Raw genomic sequence first — 17681 nt, 5'->3', positions numbered from 1 at the left:
GCAAGTGATTGAAATAAAAAACAAAAAGTAATAAAATGACACTGTAAACGTTTACTTTACATAGGAGGAGCTCCATGGTATTACAAAAAGAACTAGTTCCAATCATTGAATCTAATCTTAATAAAATGACAGCCACAGAGAAGGATGTAGCCAGTTATTTTTTGAAAAATAGGAAAATGGATTATTTAACAACGGAATATTTTTGTAAGCAACTGCATGTCTCTAAAGCAACCTTGACACGTTTTTCTCAAAAATGTGGCTACAGTGGCTTTAGAGAATTCCTTTTCCAATATAAGGAAATGATTAAGGGACAAGCTGAAGTCACTATTTATAAAAATTGGACGCAAAATGTCTTGTCTGACTATGAAGAAATGCTGCGAAAAAATTATTCTGTCCTAGATGAAGCAAGATTAGAGAGGATTCAACAGTTAATAGAGTCCTCTTCTCGCATTTATTTTTATGCTAAGGGGAGTTCAGCCTTTGCTTTAAATGAAATGAAAGTTCGTTTCATGAGAATGGGAATCATGGGAGAAGTTATGGATGACGACGACATGATTTTATGGAATAGTCTTTTGGTTGATGAGTCTTGCTTAGTGATTGCTGCTTCAATATCGGGCAAAACCAAAACCATTATTGAAGCATTAGCAACTGCTAAAAGAAATGGTGCAAGGACTGTATTGATGACAACACGAAATTTTGATGATTATGATTTTTGCGATGAGTTATTGCTGTTAGCTTCCACGCAAAATCTTTCCTATGGCAATAGAATATCACCACAATTTCCCATCTTACTGATGACTGATTGCTTATTCTCTTATTTTTTAGATAGCAAGGAAAGAAGATCTTATTACGACCAAACCATCATTCATAAGGAGGAATAATATAATATGCGACAAGGTTGGACAAGGGATACATTTTTAAAACAAATCCAGGGCGGGATGATTGTTTCTTGTCAAGCGCTGCCTGGTGAGCCTTTATATGAGCAGGCATTCAGCCTCATGCCCTATATGGCCAAAGCAGCCAAAGAGGCTGGGGCAGTGGGCATTCGTGCTAATTCTGTTCGAGATATTACAGCTATTCAACAAGTCACGGATTTACCAATTATTGGTTTGATTAAGCGAAATTATCCTCCACAGGCTCCTTATATCACACCAACAATGAGAGAAGTTGATGAGCTTGTTGCCTGTAATACAACAGTTATTGCCTTTGATGCCACCCAACGTCCACGCTATGATGGTCTTGAAGTAGCAGATTTCATCCAAAAGATTAAGACAAACTATCCGAATCAGTTACTGATGGCCGATATTAGTACCTTACAAGAAGGACTGATAGCTAGCGCAGCTGGTGCTGATTTTGTTGGAACAACCTTATCAGGTTACACTTCAGACAGTCCAAAATTAGACGGACCTGATTTTAATTTGATTCAAGAATTAGTTGAAGCCAACTTAACGGTCATTGCTGAGGGAAGAATCCATACTCCTCAACAATTACAAAAAGTTTATGCATTGGGAGTCACCAGTGCAGTTATTGGCGGGGCAATAACACGACCAAAAGAAATTGCCGAGCGGTTTATTAAGGTACTCAATCACAATAAAGGAGAGGTATAATAATGAGAGATTTATCTAAATACGAAGGAATTATTCCAGCATTTTATGCTTGTTATGATGATAAGGGTGAGGTGAGTAAAGAACGGGTCCAAGATCTTGTTCGCTACTATATTAAAAAAGGCGTAAAGGGAATCTATGTCAATGGATCCTCAGGTGAATGTATCTACCAAAGTGTTGAGGATCGTAAACAGATTATTGAAGCCGTGATGGAAGTGGCAAAAGGACAACTCACCGTGATTAACCATGTGGCTTGTAATAATACTAAAGATAGTATCGTATTGGCACAGCACTCTGAAGCAGTTGGAGTAGATGCGATTGCAGCCATTCCTCCTATTTACTTTAAGCTTCCTGACTATTCAATAGCTGCTTACTGGAATGCTATGAGTCAAGCAGCACCTAAGACTGATTTTATTATTTACAATATTCCACAGTTAGCAGGAGTAGCCTTGACAGAAGCATTGTATAGCCAAATGCGCCAAAATCCGCGGGTTATTGGTGTGAAGAATTCCTCAATGCCTGTTCAGGATATTCAAACTTTTGTGGCAGCTGCGGGCGATGATTATATTGTGTTTAATGGGCCGGACGAACAATTCTTAGGTGGGCGAATCATGGGAGCAAGAGCTGGTATTGGTGGAACATATGGTGTGATGCCCGACCTTTATTTGAAGCTGAACCAATTATTTGAAGAAAAGAAACTTGCAAGGGCTAAAGAGCTGCAATATGCTATTAATGAAATTATTGCCAAAATGGTCTCTGGTCGAGCTAATATGTATGCCATTGCCAAAGAAATCCTACGGCTAAATGAAAATCTGGATCTAGGTTCAGTGCGTGCGCCGCTTGAAGCTTTAGGTGATGAAGATCAATCGATTGCTCAGGCAGCAGCAGAGCAGATTAATCAAGTTAGAAAAGCATTCTTATAATGTTAGGTCACTGTGTGGTATACATTCATTAACGAATGGAGGGTTAATATGAATAAAACAGGGTTTACCTCAATTGACCTCATTATTTTGATTGCCTACTTGGCTATCGTGCTTTTAGCTGGCCTGTATTTCTCAAAGAAAGAGATGAAGGGCAAGGAATTTTTTAAGGGTGATGGCTCAGTGCCTTGGTATGTGACATCGGTTTCACTGTTTGCAACGATGTTAAGTCCGATTTCTTTCCTAGGCTTAGCAGGTAATTCTTATGCAGGAAGCTGGATTTTATGGTTTGCTCAATTGGGAATGCTCATTGCTATTCCTTTAGCTATCAAATTTGTGCTCCCCATTTTTGCTCGTATGGATATTGATACGGCCTACGATTATTTGGAACGCCGCTTTGAGACGAAATCCCTACGGGTTATCTCAGCAGTTTTATTTATTGTTTATCAATTAGGTCGGATGTCAATTATTATGTATTTACCATCGTTTGGTTTAGCAGCCTTGACTGGGATTGATATTAATATCCTAATAATATTAATGGGCGTTATCGCCATTATCTACTCTTATACAGGGGGGATAAAATCCGTATTATGGACTGACTTTATACAGGGTGTGGTGCTCATTGGTGGGGTAGTAATTGCATTATTTGTCCTGCTAAGAGATATTAATGGTGGGCTAGGAACAATTATGCACCATTTAGCTCATGGTAAATTTCTAAGTCCGACTGAAAAATTGTTTGACCCCAATATTTTAGCAAGCTCAGTCTTTTTGATTGTGGTTGGATCAGGCTTGACCATTTTTTCGTCCTATGCGTCTTCGCAGGACTTGGTGCAGCGGTTTACAACCACGCAAAATATTAAGAAATTAAATAAAATGATGTTCACTAATGGTGCCTTATCACTTGGGGTTGCAACGGTCTTTTATTTGATTGGGACAGGACTATATGTCTTTTATAAAGTTCAACATAGTGGCTCAGTAGATGCTATTGCGCAGGATCAAATTTTTATGTATTTTATTGCCTATCAATTGCCAGTAGGCATTACTGGGATTATTTTAGCAGCTATTTATGCTGCTGCCCAATCCACCATCTCCACTGGGCTTAATTCGGTAGCAACGTCCTGGACACTTGATATTCAAGAAGTGTTTTCAAAAAATATGTCTGATAAACACCGGACGCGCTTTGCTCAAATGGTCTCACTGCTAGTGGGAATTTTCTCTATTGTGGTTTCTATCATCATGGCTCATTCTGATATTAAATCAGCCTATGAGTGGTTCAATGGATTTATGGGGCTTGTACTTGGGCTTTTAGGTGGGGTGTTTGTGCTTGGTTTTGTATCAAAAAAAGCTAATAAATATGGAGCCTACGCTGCCCTTATTGTTTCAACCATTGTTATGGTTTGTATTAAATATATCTTGCCACCAGAAGCGGTTAACTACTGGGCTTATTCCCTCATTTCAATTACGGTGTCCTTGGTCAGTGGCTACATCGTTTCTCTATTAACAGGTAATAAAGCAATGGCTCCTAAATACACAACCATCTATGATATTTCAGAAATTTTAGCTGATAGTAGCTGGGAACAACGTCATTAATAGAAAAGAGGGCAATCTTATGATTATTGCAGAACGATCCGACTTTAAAACCTACATTCCACTAAATCCCCACTTTGCAACTGTCTGGGATTTTCTTACTAAAACAGATTTGACCACCTTAGAAGATGGCAAAATCGACATTGATGGTGCGAACGTTTTTGCGAATTGTATGACTTATGTCGCAGATGGCACTGCAGGTCAAGTGTTTGAAACCCATAAGCAATACTTAGACATTCATCTGGTGTTGACAAATACGGAGAAAATAGCAGTGGCTGCCCCAGCCAGCTCACAACTGAAAGTAGCATTTGATGACGCGCAAGATTTTGCCTTGTATGAAAGCGAACAGTACCAGCTGCTTGAATTGACAACCAGCAATTTATTGGTAGCATTTGCAGCAGATTTTCATCAACCAAAAATCCGCATCAATGATCAACCCGTTAAGAAATTAGTTATTAAAGTATTGAACCAAGAGGTAAACCATGAAGCTTAACAAATCTTTGATCGGTTGCCTGGTTGCAAGCTTATTGGCCTTTACTTTGACGAATGTTATTTTAGCCGCATCCAAAGCTTCCCTGGTACCTATTTTTGAAGCATCTCAGCTGACCTTGAATGGTCAAGCAGCAGAAGTTAGCGAGCAAATCGGTGATAAGCTCAAAGGAAATGATTTTACTCTCATCATTTCCTATTCTCAAACAGAAAATAAAGGGGATCAAGCCTTATTTGGCATGTCTAATCCAGCACCTGGTAACCAAAATAGCTACATTGATCTTTTTATCCGAGAAAATGGGGAATTGGGTATGGAAGCCCGTGATACCTCTACTCAGACTAATCATTTAGTGGCTCGTCCAGCTGCTGTCTGGGGACGCTTTAAGCATAAGCCGGTCACAAATGATGTGGCACTGGTCGGGGATTCCACGCATAGCACTTATACTCTATATGCAAATGGGACAAAACTAGTAGAAACCAAGGTTGCACATTATTTGGGGCCAAAAAACATACAAGGACTTAGTGCTTTTGTCCTAGGTGGGGTTAAACGCGCCCAAAAGATGGCTTATGGTTTTAAAGGGACTATTGAAAGTGCTAAAGTTTATGATCAGGCACTTGATGCGACTAGCCTAGAAAACATAACAACAAATCAGATCACAGACCACCTTATTTACACTGCAAATGATACCACAGGTTCCAATTACTTCAGGATTCCTGTGCTCTACACCCTAAGCAATGGTCGCATCCTCTCAAGTATTGATGCCCGATATGGTGGAACCCATGATTTTTTAAATAAAATCAATATTGCGACTAGTTACAGTGATGATAATGGAGCGACATGGCAAAAGCCCCAATTAGCACTTGCATTTGATGACTTTGCTAATGCTCCCTTGGAGTGGCCGCGTGAGCCTGGCTTGCGCGATCTGCAAATTAGTGGCGGTGCCACTTACATTGATTCTGTTATGGTAGAAAAACCCAATCATCAAGTAGTCCTGTTTGCTGATGTCATGCCTGCGGGCGTTAGTTTTCGTGAAGCACAGCGAGACGATTCTGGCTATAAAGACATTAATGGCAAAGTTTACCTCAAATTGAAAAAAAGGGGTGAGTCAGGCTATGATTACACTGTCCGCGAGCAGGGGCGAATTTTTGATGATCGGACAAACCAGCCAACTGCCTATAGTCTTGCTAAGGATTTTTCTCTAATGGAAAATGGAAAGACTTTAACCGTGGAACAATACTCGGTCGCTTTTGACAACAATAAAAAGTCGGAGTACCGCAACGGCAAACAGGTGAATATGACAGTTTTCTATAAAGATTCCTTGTTTACTGTCGTTCCAACAAACTACATCGCTTATGCTACCAGTGATGATTCGGGAAAAACCTGGTCCCATCCTAGTCTCCTTTCACCGCTTATGGGATTAAAAAGAAATGCACCTTATCTGAGTCCAGGTCGTGGCATCGTTGATTCTAAGACGGGACGAATCCTCCTTACGGCTTATACAGGTAAAGAATCAGTCGTTATCTACAGTGATGATAATGGGGCGAGCTGGCAAGCTAAGACTGTGCCGCTACCGGATAACTGGTCTGCCGAAGCGCAGGTGGTGGAATTAAGTCCCGGTGTGCTTCAGGCCTATATGCGTACCAACAACGGCAAGATTGCTTATCTCACTAGTAAGGATTCTGGTAATACCTGGGGAGCCCCGCAGTACCTGGATTTTGTCACTAATCCTAAGTACGGCACTGAACTGTCGATTATAAATTATAGTCAAAAAATTGATGGCAAGAAGGCTCTGATTTTAAGTACGCCTAATTCTCCAAACGGAAGAAGGCATGGACAAGTGTCAATTGGTTTAATCAATGATGATCATAGCATTGAATGGCGGTATCATCACGACATTGATTTTGCACAATATGGTTTTTCTTACTCAAGCTTAACAGAATTACCCAACCATGACATTGGCCTTATGTTTGAAAAGTTTGATTCCTGGTCACGCAATGAGCTTCACATGAAAAATGTGGTTCCCTATGTCAGTTTGACCATCGATGACCTTAAGACGCATCAATAGGTGATAAAAAGCAAGCAAAGGAGTATTATGATTAATTATGGAGTTGTCGGAGTAGGCTATTTCGGTGCTGATTTAGCTCGCTCACTAAATAACATTGCAGATGCAAAAGTTGTAGCGATTTTTGATCCCAATCATGGCCAAGAAATAGCTGAAGAATTAGGCGCAGCTGTTTGCTTGAGCCTGGATGCATTGGTCGAACGCGCTGATGTTGATTGTGTCATTGTAGCTTCGCCGAGCTATTTGCATCGTGAACCTGTTGTCAAAGCAGCTGAGCATGGCAAACATGTTTTTTGTGAAAAACCAATTGCTTTGAACTATGAGGATTGTAAAGCCATGGTTACTGCTTGCAAAGAGCATCAGGTTATCTTTATGGCAGGGCACATTATGAATTTCTTTAATGGAGTTCATCATGCTAAGGAGTTGATTACACAAGGAAAAATTGGTAAGGTGCTTTATTGCCATGCTACACGCACCGGCTGGGAGGAACAACAAGCAACCGTTTCTTGGAAAAAGCAACGTTCCCAATCAGGCGGACACTTGTATCACCACATTCACGAGCTTGATTGTATTCAATTTATTATGGGCGGCTTACCCGAAAAAGCAACAATGGTAGGTGGGAATGTGTATCATAAGGGCGAGCATTTTGGCGATGAAGATGACATGCTCCTTATTAACCTAGAATATTCTGATGATCGTTATGCTCTACTAGAATACGGCAATGCCTTTCGTTGGGGAGAACACTATGTTCTGATTGAAGGCACAAAAGGGGCCATTAAGCTTGATTTATATCATACCGGCGGAACCCTCCGTGTTAAAGGAGAAGGCGAATCCCATTTCTTAATCCATGAAAGCCAAGCAGAAGATGATGATCGAACAGCTATTTACACTGGAAGAGGGATGGATGGTGCTATTGCCTATGGTAAGCCGGGTGTGCGGTCGCCATTGTGGCTGCAAACATGTATTGATAAAGAAATGGCTTACTTGCATCATATTCTTAAGGGCGGTGAGATCACAGATGAATATGCTAAACTGTTGAATGGCGTTGCTGCCTTGGAATCCATTGCTACAGCTGATGCTTGCACCTTATCTGTCACAGAAGATCGCAAGGTATTTCTCTCTGAAATTACTAATGGCTAAATGCCTAATCTAAAGGGAAAAGCTAGGCTAATACTTAAGTGTGTAGTAGTGAATAAGCCTCAGTACAAAAAAGATAAGGATTTGGGAGTGAAGGCATTCCCAAATCCTGTTTTTAATGAGGTATTGCTAATGGTAATGTTGTAGGTAAATGGCTGAGCTTGAGAGAATTGATAGGATGTCTTTTCGTGTTTACCAATCAGCCACACGCTATAGCAGAGGGCGGAGCTTTTGAAATTTGTGCTCAGATGTCAGTACTAGCAAAAAGGGAGAAGTTGTAAAGGGAGAGAGAAAAACGATGAAAAAAATTATTGGAATTGATATTGGTGGGACAACAATAAAGGCTGATCTCTATGATTTAGAAGGACGCAGTTTAAAACACTACAAAGAAGTTAGCACTTCCATTGACTATGAACGTCAGTCTAATCATATTTTAGAGCAGGTTTGTTGTTTAATTGAGGAATATAACCAAGATAACACGATTTATGGTGTGGGAATTGCTACAGCTGGAGTTGTGAATAGTCAAACGGGAGAAGTCGTTTATGCCGGTTATACGATTCCTGGCTATTGTGGTACAAATTTTAAGCAAACAATCCTAGAGCGATTTCAATTGCCCGTTGCAGTCGAAAATGACGTGAACTGTGCTGCTTTAGGCGAAGCCTGGCTTGGCAATGCCAGAGGCTTATCAAATCTTGTTATGCTTACAGTGGGCACTGGTATCGGCGGGAGTGTTATTATCAACAATCAGATTCTAAATGGTCATCAGTTTACAGCAGGTGAAGTGGGTTATTTACCGGTTAAGGGTCAAGATTGGCAAAATCTTGCCTCAGCAAAAGCCTTGATGGAGTTGTATAAGGAAAAAAGTGGAATCGCTGACCCTACTGGTCCTGAGTTTTTTGCAGATATAAAAGCAGACAATCCGATTGCACAAGAAACCTTAGCTACCTTTATTGACCATTTTACAGAAGGCATTTTGACCATTTCTTATCTCCTGAATCCAGAAGTCATTATTATCGGAGGAGGGATTTTTTCTGAATCAGCTTTGCTATTATCAAAAATACGCGCTTCCTTAGCTCAAAAAGTAAAGAATGCACGCTTTTTACCAAGGCACATTATTGCAGCATCCCTAGGCAATGAAGCCGGTCGTGTCGGTGCCGTAAAGCATTTTTTAAATACGCACCAGTAAACCAGTATTTTCCTAAGTGTTTCTGGAAAAAACAAATGGTAGTCTATAGTGATAGTGGTCGCAGAGGTGAGAAAAGAGATCCCAAAATGCAAATCTAGGGACATATTTGTGAAAAGGCATGTCATTACCACCTTATTACCTGCTTTTTCTTTCTGCCTACGTGCGGATTCTTCTTTTTTTCATTGTCAACCTATCCTTTTTATGGTATATTAGAAGGGTAGCCCACCTTTAGTGTAATGGATATCACGTAAGATTCCGGTTCTTGAGATGGGGGTTCGATTCCCTCAAGGTGGATAGAAAGTAGATAAAAAAGCCTGGTAAATAAGGCTTTTTTGTTACTTGTCCAAAATTTGTCCAAAAAACTATGCTCCCCTTTTACTGGTTTAATCAGGTGAAAGGGTTTTTGCATGAAATATAATGATACACTTAAATTAAGCGCAGTAGAAATGTATTGATCTGGTCAGTGGATGTAGACACCAGAAAGAGTCTGGACAAAAAACGTTAGAAAAAGAATGGTACAATGGTCAAAAAAGCTGACAGGTGCGCGTGCTTACCTGTCTTTTAAGCCCATTTCTGAAATGTCGTCTAAATGATCATTTTCAAAAAATAAAGTAAGGTGTGCTTGAGCCTCTTTAGCCTTAAGCCCGCTAACCCAAATTGCTTGTAATTGGGTGTGATTACTAGAACTTGCTAGAGTATAGTCATCTGGTTCGGTCAACCGCTTAACAACTTCAGCATAGGTCATGCCTTTTTTGAGTTGACTGACTTTTGCATGGTCAATCGTTTTTTCACGATTAAAATAAAAATTAGCGATGGATTTGACAATGGTCGAGTCCTCAAATAAGTTAGCTTGGATAGTCACTTGACCAAATTTCCAGCTATAAACATCTAGCTTGGCATTCCCGGCAGTCTTGGTTTCATGACTGCTAGGCTGTCCATAAAGTTGGGTTAAATCAGCTAATGAACTACCACCTTTGAATTCGGTAGTGGCACTGGCAACCTTAATATTTTCAAAAGCTGCTCGCTTGTCTTGTTGTTCTGCAGGTCGGGCTTCTTTTTTTTCTGAAGAACGAGGGGTATTTTCGACTTGCTTAGGGGAATGGCCACAGGCTGCTAAGCTAAAACCCACTAGAAATAACATGCCCAGTTGTATGTATTTGTTGAATGTCATGACAGATCCTTAGAAATTATTGATTCTTTTTATTATATCATAATGTAAGCATGATATGAGCAAGAAGAAATTTAGCATGGGCTTGTTTCCCGACTTTATCAGTTAATTGACTTCGCACACGTTGTTTTTGCGATAACAGCGGTATTTCTTTATTTACAATTTATTTCAACGAAAGAAGTAAAAGCTTTAAGCAAAGAAAGAAGGAGAATGACCAATAATGAGATGAATGTACATGCCCTTTTTATAGGTGACAAAGCTGAGAATGGTAATTTGTATAAAAATATGTTAAATCAACTTGTGGATGAGCATTTAGGGTGGCACCAAAATGATATGCCTCAAGATGAACCTTTTATGACTGCCTCAGTGCGAAACTCTAGTTCATTTAAGCATACTGTTGCTAAGGTAAAAGATGTCTTAGAGGAAATATCTGGTCGGCTGCGGACAACCTCGGTACCATGGCACAGTGCTGGTCATTTTTAGGGGCATATAAATGCTGAAACCTTTTTATCAACCGTTTATCCTATCAGATTGGTGATAGGGAAATAGAAGTTCATGCCTTAACCTATCCGGAGTGGCAATGCTAAAAGTTAATAAAGGCACCAAGTTAGCTGTAATGGAGAGGCCAAACAATGAGCTTAAGAGCAAAGTTAATTTGCATTACTTTTAGGCAGTAGCTAAATAATGAGGTACTCATGTCTACGATTAGAGAGCCACAATAAAAAGAACCGGCGTCCTAAATAGTTAAGTCTCCGGTTTTTTGATGACTTATGAAGAATCTTTTGAGTCTTTTGTTCATTTAACTGTTTTGTTTGATAAGAAGTAGGGTAAACAGTAACAGACTCATTTTTGACACGTTAAAAGAGGAGGAGATTAGTTTTCTCCTCCTCTAGCTAGCTGGCTTGTTAAGCCTTTAACTTATCTGTTGTTAGCCCTTTTCTTCCCAGTATTCCAAACTCTTATCACGAGAGAGCAGAGTACAGATAATGGCAGCAACGCCAGAAATGCCAAAGATGACAAAGGCAACGCCCCAACCAAAGTTATCAATGATAATACCAATGGCTAAGGTTGCAATAGTTGCCCCTCCAACATAACTAAAGGTACCAGTGAGACCTGAAGCGGCGCCGGCTGCTACTTTAGGCACCAGCTCCATTGCATATAAACCAACCATCATGACAGGGCCATAGATTGCGGCACCTAGACCGATTAAAATGATAAAGTCTAACATCATGTATTGTGGACCTGCTGGAACAAACCAATAAGCAATTAGTAATAAGATGGCAATAATTAAAAAGGCAACGTTAGTCAATGGTTTAGAATTTTTAAATAGCTTAGCTGACAGATAGCCTGCTGTTAACATTCCGATGATACCACCGATTTCAAAAAGTGAGAAGCCGCCCATACCCGCAGTAGCAGTAATTCCCTTACCACCTTGTTCAACACTTGTAGCTAGGAATTTAGGTGTCCAAGAAACAATACCATAGCGTAGAATATACACAAAGATGGAATATAAGGAAGCCCACATTAGTTTAGTATTGGGCAAAATATAGTTTTTAATAATTTTACCCATGCTTAAATCTTCAGTGGTTGCTTGGGAAGATTCAGTGGCTTCGTCATTAGGGTATTGATTGTGGTATTCTTCAATTGGAGGTAGACCAACAGATTCGGGTGTATCTTCTTGAAGAAAATAAACGACAACTGCTAAGAGACAGGCAATAGCACCTGGGAACCAGTAGGCTGCACGGGCTTGGTCAAGAGCGTTGTTTCCAGCAAGTGCTAAACCAATACCAGTTAAGATTGGTGCGATCGCTCCCCCAACATTATGGGATAAGTTCCAGATGGTCGCAAATTTGATCCTCTCTTTATTATCGTACCAGTAAACTAGCGTACGTGCTCCAGGCGGGTAGCCCATACCTTGTAACCATCCATTAATCAGATACATGATGGTGAAAAGCCAGATACTAGTAATGACAGAAGGAATAACCCCAATCAAGACATTGACCAAACCTGTAAGGAAAAGGCCAATGGGCAAAAAGACCTTAGAATTTGATTCATCTGAGATTAAACCTGAGATAAATTTAGAGAGACCGTAGGCAATATAACTAGCACACGTGATAATTCCGATTTCCGTTGCAGACATATTAAGAATGCCTGATAGAATTGAAGTTGTATTGCGCACGAAATAGTATCCCATATATCCAATGAATATAGAAATGAGAACTTGAATACGATACCGAGGATACTTACGTTTGATTTCGGCTTCAGATAAACGTGGCCGTTTTTCTGGCGGCGCTAGTAATTTTTTTAACATAAAGTTAACCTTTCTAATTTTAATCGTGTTAATTATATATCAGAAAGACATAGCTGTCAATTAATAATTAAGTATAAGTTAAAATATACCACACTTAATTCCAATTATACCCTTTTATTATTAGCGTATTCCTATTCTTATGGGTGCTATGAGATGATAAGATTAAATTTAATGAAACTTTTTCCTAGAAACTTTTTTCTTTACAGAAAATAGGAGGTAAAGCTCCGAGATAAAACAAAACCGCTCAGATTAATTTCTGGGCGTTTTTTGTGTTTTACTTTATTATGATACAGTCAATGGAAGTTGTGGAAGAGGTTTTGAGAGAATTGAGCTGTATTAAATGAAAAAAAGATTTTAAAAAGTTTTAAAAATAGTTTTTGGGTCTCAATTTGAGTCTCAATTTTATAGAAAGTTATAGTAACTCATGAACAAGCCAAAAAGAAAAAACCTTGATTTAACAAGGTTTTAAGAACTTATAGAAAGTTACGGTAAGTATTGATGGAGCTGGTGGGAGTCGAACCCACGTCCAAACATCTGCCAACATATTTGTCTACAACCATAGGTTATGTCTTAGTTTAACAACGAGGTGGACACATAACTCAAATCAACCACGTGCGAGTCTATCAATCTCTTGTTAAGAAACTAGACAATTCCTTAACCGTAGCTTGCTGATTTAAGACGCTTAGCAAAACACAAGCAATTTTGTAAGCGTCACGCTAGCTGGTTTTTAGGCAGCTAATGCGTAAGTGTTTGTATTTTTTGCAGTTATATTTAACTGGCACTTTTACATCTGCCGATGAGTCGCAAAATATGTCTCATAATGCCTGTCGAATCCGTAACAACCCCATAAAATAAAGAGTTCTCTCTCCATCTGTAATTATACCAGTTTTTATTTTAAATAGCAAAAAAAGCTTTCTTGTGCTATGATAACAGTATGAATAATGACAATTCAAGATACTATGTTTTCTTTCAGAAAACTTTCAAACTTCTAGGCATTCTTGCCCTGATTGCTTCTTTTATTACAGCTTTTTGGCTTTATAAAAAAGGCTTACTGAGTGATACGAATGCTTTAAAGCACTTTATTCTTCGCTACCATTTCTGGGGACCATTTATTTTTATTGTTGTCCAAATTTTTCAAATCATCTTCCCTGTTATACCTGGTGGCCTGACCACGGTCGCTGGTTTTGTTATCTTTGGCCCAGTTGAAGGGTTTATTTACAATTATGTAGGGATTATTGTAGGTAGTATTATTCTATTTGAACTTGTTCGTGTCTACGGAGTCAAGTTTATTCTATTATTTGTTGATCAAAAGACGTTTCAGAAATACGAACAAAGGCTTGACACTAAGGGTTATGAAAGATTCTTCATATTTTGTATGGCTTCGCCCGTATCACCGGCCGATTTGATGGTCATGTTGACAGGTTTGACGCGAATGAGCTTTAAGCGTTTTTTGATTATTATTTTACTTTCAAAACCAATTTCAATTATTAGTTATAGTTACCTACTGATTTTTGGTGGGGACTTACTTAAATGGCTACATCATTAAAAAGCTTGGCACATTGTCCAAGCTTTTTAAATTATTGCAAATTAAGTTTATTTTTAAGGATGAAGTGGGTACTGAAATAGACAATCCCTATTAAAATCACTTGCTCAATAATGGTAATCCAATAGAAATTGCTTTCCAAGAGATAATCAACTTCATGACCATTAAAGTGGAAAACGTTGGTATTTAAATAAGACAACAAAGCACTAGTAGCAATGCTGATGGCGGCATAAGCGATAATGCCTTTGAGTCCTCTGTGATTAGCAAAAAGTTGCCCGATGGAAATGGCTAAGTAAATTAACAAAATCGCATAGATACTACCAATTAGGAAGTAGAGCAATAAACCAAGGACGACATCATAATGACTGGCAACCTGAGACATCAGCTGGTTGAACTGTTTGAGAAAGCTGTTCCAGCTGACTTGAGGAATAATCAGGATAAAGATTGCTAAGCATAAGACGATGCTGTTAAACAGACTGCATACAAAAGATGTGATGAATTTTGAGAGAATTAATTGATGCTCAGATACCGGTAGGGTCATGGTCAAATACCCTTCACGACCAAAGAGATTTTTATTGAAGCGATTGATAATGATTAATAAGGTAGCCAGTAATGAGCCAGCAATTAAGGCACCAAAGGTTAAAATCAGCGTGAAAGGAATAATTTTAGTAAAAATATTGTCACCTGAGAAGGTTGAAGCAGCTGAGATTTTAATGGTGAAAGATAAGATAGCCGCAATAGCAATCACTCCGGCGTTTAAGGCAAAGTACCATTTACCAATTGACTTAAATTCATACTTTAATAATTTTCCAAACATAACTTCCTCCTAAATCCGACATTTTTCTCTAAATAAGGCATCAATGGATAAATGATATTCTTGGCGTAAATCATCTGTACCGCCTTGAAGGAGAATTTTGCCATCTTTTAGGAAAATAACTTCATCTAAGATGGGTTCAATATCAGTGATCAAGTGGGTGGAAATTAAAACAGAAGATTCCTCACAGTAATTATTAATAATTGTTCGTAAAATATAATCACGTGCGGCTGGATCAACCCCACCGATTGGCTCATCAAGGACATAAAGTTTAGCTTTACGACTCATTACTAAGATGAGTTGTACCTTTTCTTTGTTACCTTTTGAGAGATTCTTTAGATAGTCGTTTAAATCAAGGTTTAAGTCACGCAGTAAACTATGAGCACGGGTGCGGTCGAAATCTTCATAAAAATCATCGAAAAATTCAATAATATCTGAAAGCTTCATTTCTTCACGCAAGTAACTGGTATCAGGTAAATAAGAGACGATTTTTTTGGTATCAATGGAAGGACGAAAACCATCAATGACAATGTCTCCTTTATTAGGTTGGAGGAGGCCGTTAATCATTTTGATGAGGGTTGTTTTACCACTTCCGTTTGGGCCTAATAAACCGATAATCTTTCCTGAAGGAATCGTCAGAGTCAGGTCATCAATCACCGGTTTTTTATGATACGTTTTGGAAATGTGGTGGAGCTGCAATAAGTTTGACATTTAGTTAACCTCCTTTAAATAGGATTCAAGAACTGGTAGTATTTGCATTTTTTCGTAGCCCATGCGGATCATGTTCTTTGTAAAAGTTTCCAATTCTTGATGGGCTAGCTCTCGGCGCTTACTAGCAATAAGATCTTGGTTATCTGTTACAAAGCGCCCGGCGGTGCGCTGAGAATAGACAATGCCTTGGCGTTCAAGTTCGGTGAAAGCACGTTGCATGGTATTAGGATTGACACCGGCTGTTTCTGCATATTCGCGAACAGTTGGCAGTTGATCTCCACTTTGAATTTCCTGGCTAACAATTTGCATTAAAATGTGGTTTGCAATTTGCGCATAAATGGGAGATTTTTCATCAAATTTCCAAGCCATCTGGACTCCTTTCAAAAAGATTTGATTGTACTATGTAAATGATACAGAACAAAAGTCTAATTGTCAAGAAAAAGGCTGATAGAATCATTCCCGTAGTTAATATTGTTGTCCAATTTGTTATAGTCCAAAGGGAGATAATAATGACTTTCCTTGTCTTAACAATTGCTCAACAATATTCACTGATGCCCTTTCTTCCAATTAAATGCAAAAAAGGGCGAAATAACCCCTTGTTTATGTGGTGATTTTTTTGAACCAGTTAAACTACCCAGCTCGCAAGGTGAGTCCTTGTCCCTGACTTGGCTTTCCTTAAGGCAAAGCCGAGCATGACTAAAAAGCTCATGGCAACAGCTAAACTCATCTTCTTTAACCCTCGAATAGTATGGGTCTCAAACCTAAAGTCTCTGTCTAATCGTCCATTCACTCGCTCCACAGCTATTCGCTTCCTGTATAGCCTCTTGAACTTCTTACTATCTCGCGCTACTTGATTAAAGATAATCGGTTCAACACATCGTTTTAAACGAAAAATACAGTTATCTTGATACTTAGGGTGAAAACCATATCGTAAACTATCACTAGAAGAATCATAGCCCTTGTACATGAGCTGAATCGCTTGGCCTCTATCATCTACCCAAAACACTTCTCCTGATTGGTTATAAATCAAATCGGTATCCAAATATTGCCTAGTGCCATTCTCTTTCCACTTATGTGGGTTATCAATGATTGTGACGATATGAGCCTCCTCCAAAAGAGCTTGAAGAGGGCTGCCACTGTAGCCTTTGTCTGCCATTAGGTACTTCCCTTTTTCAAGCGTCATTGGACTGAGGTTCCTGATGAGCTCTTTCGCAACCGTTGGTTCCCCTTTTGAGGCTGGTGTTACTCTCCAAGCCACAGGTAATTCATAGGTCGTATCAACGATAAGATGACAACGATAGCCATAATGGGTTTCTTTAGTTACCATCCCATTTTTATGAGGGCACTGTTTGATTCCACTATCGGCATCTAAATCGGCACGCTTATCTTTCTTTTTCTTATATTTACCATAAGGACTAGCATAGCTATCTATGAATTTACCATCTAAGGCCAAGTTAACACCGAAATTAGGAAGAAGGTCATATAGTTCAGATATGCCAGATAATACCCAGTCCTCAATATCAGGGCAGACCTCTTCCAAGTCCTGGATGAAACGGGAATAAGCAGATTTAGAGGGGGCATGGACTAGTTTTATCGTCCCATTTTTCAATTTAACCCCGTGGGTTTCAAAGCCACAGATTTGACGTAGTTGACTATTCATATTAAGCTGACGAATCAACTGTTGATCGGTTTCCAATTGAAGAACTATTTTAGCAATATAGGCAATGAAATAGGACTGGATGGTGTAATCTTTTCGACCATGTTTTCGTTTGGCTTCTAACTGGTCAAAGAAATCCGTTTCTGGAAGACCATCTAATACCATCAAAATTTTTTCCAAATCACCCAGTTCCTGATCTTCAAAAAGGTTAAGCTGTGTTATAATTTTCATAGTGAGACCTCGTTAATAGAGATTTTTGCTTAAAACTATTATAACGCTTTGACGTTTCATTGAGGCTCACAAAAGGGAAAAATCGCTACTTAACGTGGCGATTTTTCTTTTTGAGGGTTTGAAAAGCTATGATGGCTATGGAATAACTAACTACGGGAATGATTCTGATAAGTTTTTGACTCCATTTTGGAAGAGCATAAAAAAACGCCCAGGTCAAAGCATTTCATAGTATAATAGAGAAAACAGTTTTTTTAGTGGGA

The 17681-nt window shown here is 39.0% G+C and carries 15 protein-coding genes, 1 tRNA gene, 1 other RNA gene and 1 pseudogene; 11 read left to right on the top strand and 7 right to left on the bottom strand.

What is annotated here, in order from left to right; genetic code table 11:
* Positions 1-74 precede the first annotated feature (74 nt).
* From K5J94_RS07535 to K5J94_RS07495, 9 genes are all read left to right on the top strand, one after another.
* Entirely contained in the window at positions 75-881 is an 807-nt protein-coding gene (locus K5J94_RS07535; protein WP_159544081.1) for a MurR/RpiR family transcriptional regulator, read from the top strand.
* 6 nt (positions 882-887) lie between these two features.
* Positions 888-1607 (top strand): N-acetylmannosamine-6-phosphate 2-epimerase, encoded by a 720-nt coding sequence (locus K5J94_RS07530; RefSeq protein WP_159544079.1) that lies wholly within the window; start codon positions 888-890, stop codon positions 1605-1607.
* A 2-nt stretch (positions 1608-1609) separates the two neighbouring features.
* The gene (locus K5J94_RS07525) at positions 1610-2527 is read left to right on the top strand and encodes a dihydrodipicolinate synthase family protein (protein WP_159549183.1); all 918 of its coding nucleotides are present in this window, start codon (positions 1610-1612) and stop codon (positions 2525-2527) included.
* A 48-nt stretch (positions 2528-2575) separates the two neighbouring features.
* On the top strand, positions 2576-4114 hold the full coding sequence (locus K5J94_RS07520; protein WP_159584177.1) for a sodium:solute symporter: 1539 nt from the start codon (positions 2576-2578) through the stop codon (positions 4112-4114).
* 19 nt (positions 4115-4133) lie between these two features.
* On the top strand, positions 4134-4604 hold the full coding sequence (locus K5J94_RS07515; RefSeq protein ID WP_159544073.1) for a YhcH/YjgK/YiaL family protein: 471 nt from the start codon (positions 4134-4136) through the stop codon (positions 4602-4604).
* Positions 4594-6666 (top strand): sialidase family protein, encoded by a 2073-nt coding sequence (locus K5J94_RS07510; RefSeq protein WP_221912778.1) that lies wholly within the window; start codon positions 4594-4596, stop codon positions 6664-6666. Before K5J94_RS07515 ends, K5J94_RS07510 begins: the two co-directional genes overlap by 11 nt.
* 27 nt (positions 6667-6693) lie before the next feature.
* Positions 6694-7803 (top strand): Gfo/Idh/MocA family protein, encoded by a 1110-nt coding sequence (locus tag K5J94_RS07505; protein WP_221912777.1) that lies wholly within the window; start codon positions 6694-6696, stop codon positions 7801-7803.
* A 295-nt stretch (positions 7804-8098) separates the two neighbouring features.
* Positions 8099-8986 carry an ROK family protein gene (locus K5J94_RS07500; RefSeq protein WP_159564023.1) on the top strand — a complete coding sequence of 296 codons (888 nt, stop codon included), beginning with the start codon at positions 8099-8101 and terminating at the stop codon, positions 8984-8986.
* 222 nt (positions 8987-9208) lie between these two features.
* Positions 9209-9280: transfer RNA gene (locus K5J94_RS07495), tRNA-Arg, on the top strand.
* 256 nt (positions 9281-9536) lie between these two features.
* On the opposite strand, the gene K5J94_RS07490 is transcribed toward K5J94_RS07495, so the two are convergent.
* Complete coding sequence (locus K5J94_RS07490; protein WP_221912776.1) at positions 9537-10157, bottom strand: DUF3862 domain-containing protein; 621 nt, start codon at positions 10155-10157, stop codon at positions 9537-9539.
* 207 nt (positions 10158-10364) lie between these two features.
* Between K5J94_RS07490 and K5J94_RS07485 the strand changes: the two are divergent.
* A pseudogene (locus tag K5J94_RS07485) lies at positions 10365-10634 on the top strand (tyrosine decarboxylase); the annotation flags it as partial.
* Between the two features lie 448 nt (positions 10635-11082).
* On the opposite strand, the gene K5J94_RS07480 reads toward K5J94_RS07485, so the two are convergent.
* Both K5J94_RS07480 and ssrA read right to left on the bottom strand, forming a co-directional pair.
* Positions 11083-12465 carry an MFS transporter gene (locus tag K5J94_RS07480; protein WP_159549201.1) on the bottom strand — a complete coding sequence of 461 codons (1383 nt, stop codon included), beginning with the start codon at positions 12463-12465 and terminating at the stop codon, positions 11083-11085.
* Between the two features lie 496 nt (positions 12466-12961).
* Positions 12962-13311, bottom strand: a transfer-messenger RNA (tmRNA) gene (ssrA, locus tag K5J94_RS07475).
* 88 nt (positions 13312-13399) lie between these two features.
* On the opposite strand from ssrA, the gene K5J94_RS07470 reads away from it, so the two are divergent.
* On the top strand, positions 13400-14011 hold the full coding sequence (locus tag K5J94_RS07470) for a TVP38/TMEM64 family protein (RefSeq protein ID WP_159564022.1): 612 nt from the start codon (positions 13400-13402) through the stop codon (positions 14009-14011).
* Positions 14012-14042: 31 nt separating this feature from the next.
* On the opposite strand, the gene K5J94_RS07465 is transcribed toward K5J94_RS07470, so the two are convergent.
* From K5J94_RS07465 to K5J94_RS07450, 4 genes are all read right to left on the bottom strand, one after another.
* On the bottom strand, positions 14043-14825 hold the full coding sequence (locus tag K5J94_RS07465; RefSeq protein ID WP_221912774.1) for an ABC transporter permease: 783 nt from the start codon (positions 14823-14825) through the stop codon (positions 14043-14045).
* Positions 14826-14834: 9 nt separating this feature from the next.
* Positions 14835-15533, bottom strand: coding sequence for an ATP-binding cassette domain-containing protein (locus K5J94_RS07460; protein ID WP_159544055.1), 699 nt, complete (start codon positions 15531-15533; stop codon positions 14835-14837).
* A complete protein-coding gene (locus K5J94_RS07455; protein ID WP_159544053.1) occupies positions 15534-15902 on the bottom strand; it encodes a GntR family transcriptional regulator in 369 nt (122 codons plus the stop codon). It lies immediately after the preceding gene.
* A gap of 256 nt (positions 15903-16158) precedes the next feature.
* A complete protein-coding gene (locus K5J94_RS07450; protein WP_221912773.1) occupies positions 16159-17421 on the bottom strand; it encodes a transposase in 1263 nt (420 codons plus the stop codon).
* Positions 17422-17681 lie beyond the last annotated feature (260 nt).

This window comes from Streptococcus halichoeri (assembly GCF_019774635.1).
Lineage (GTDB): Bacteria > Bacillota > Bacilli > Lactobacillales > Streptococcaceae > Streptococcus > Streptococcus halichoeri.
The sequence above is the reverse complement of the archived record's forward strand: the minus strand, read 5'-3'. Positions and strand labels throughout refer to the sequence as shown.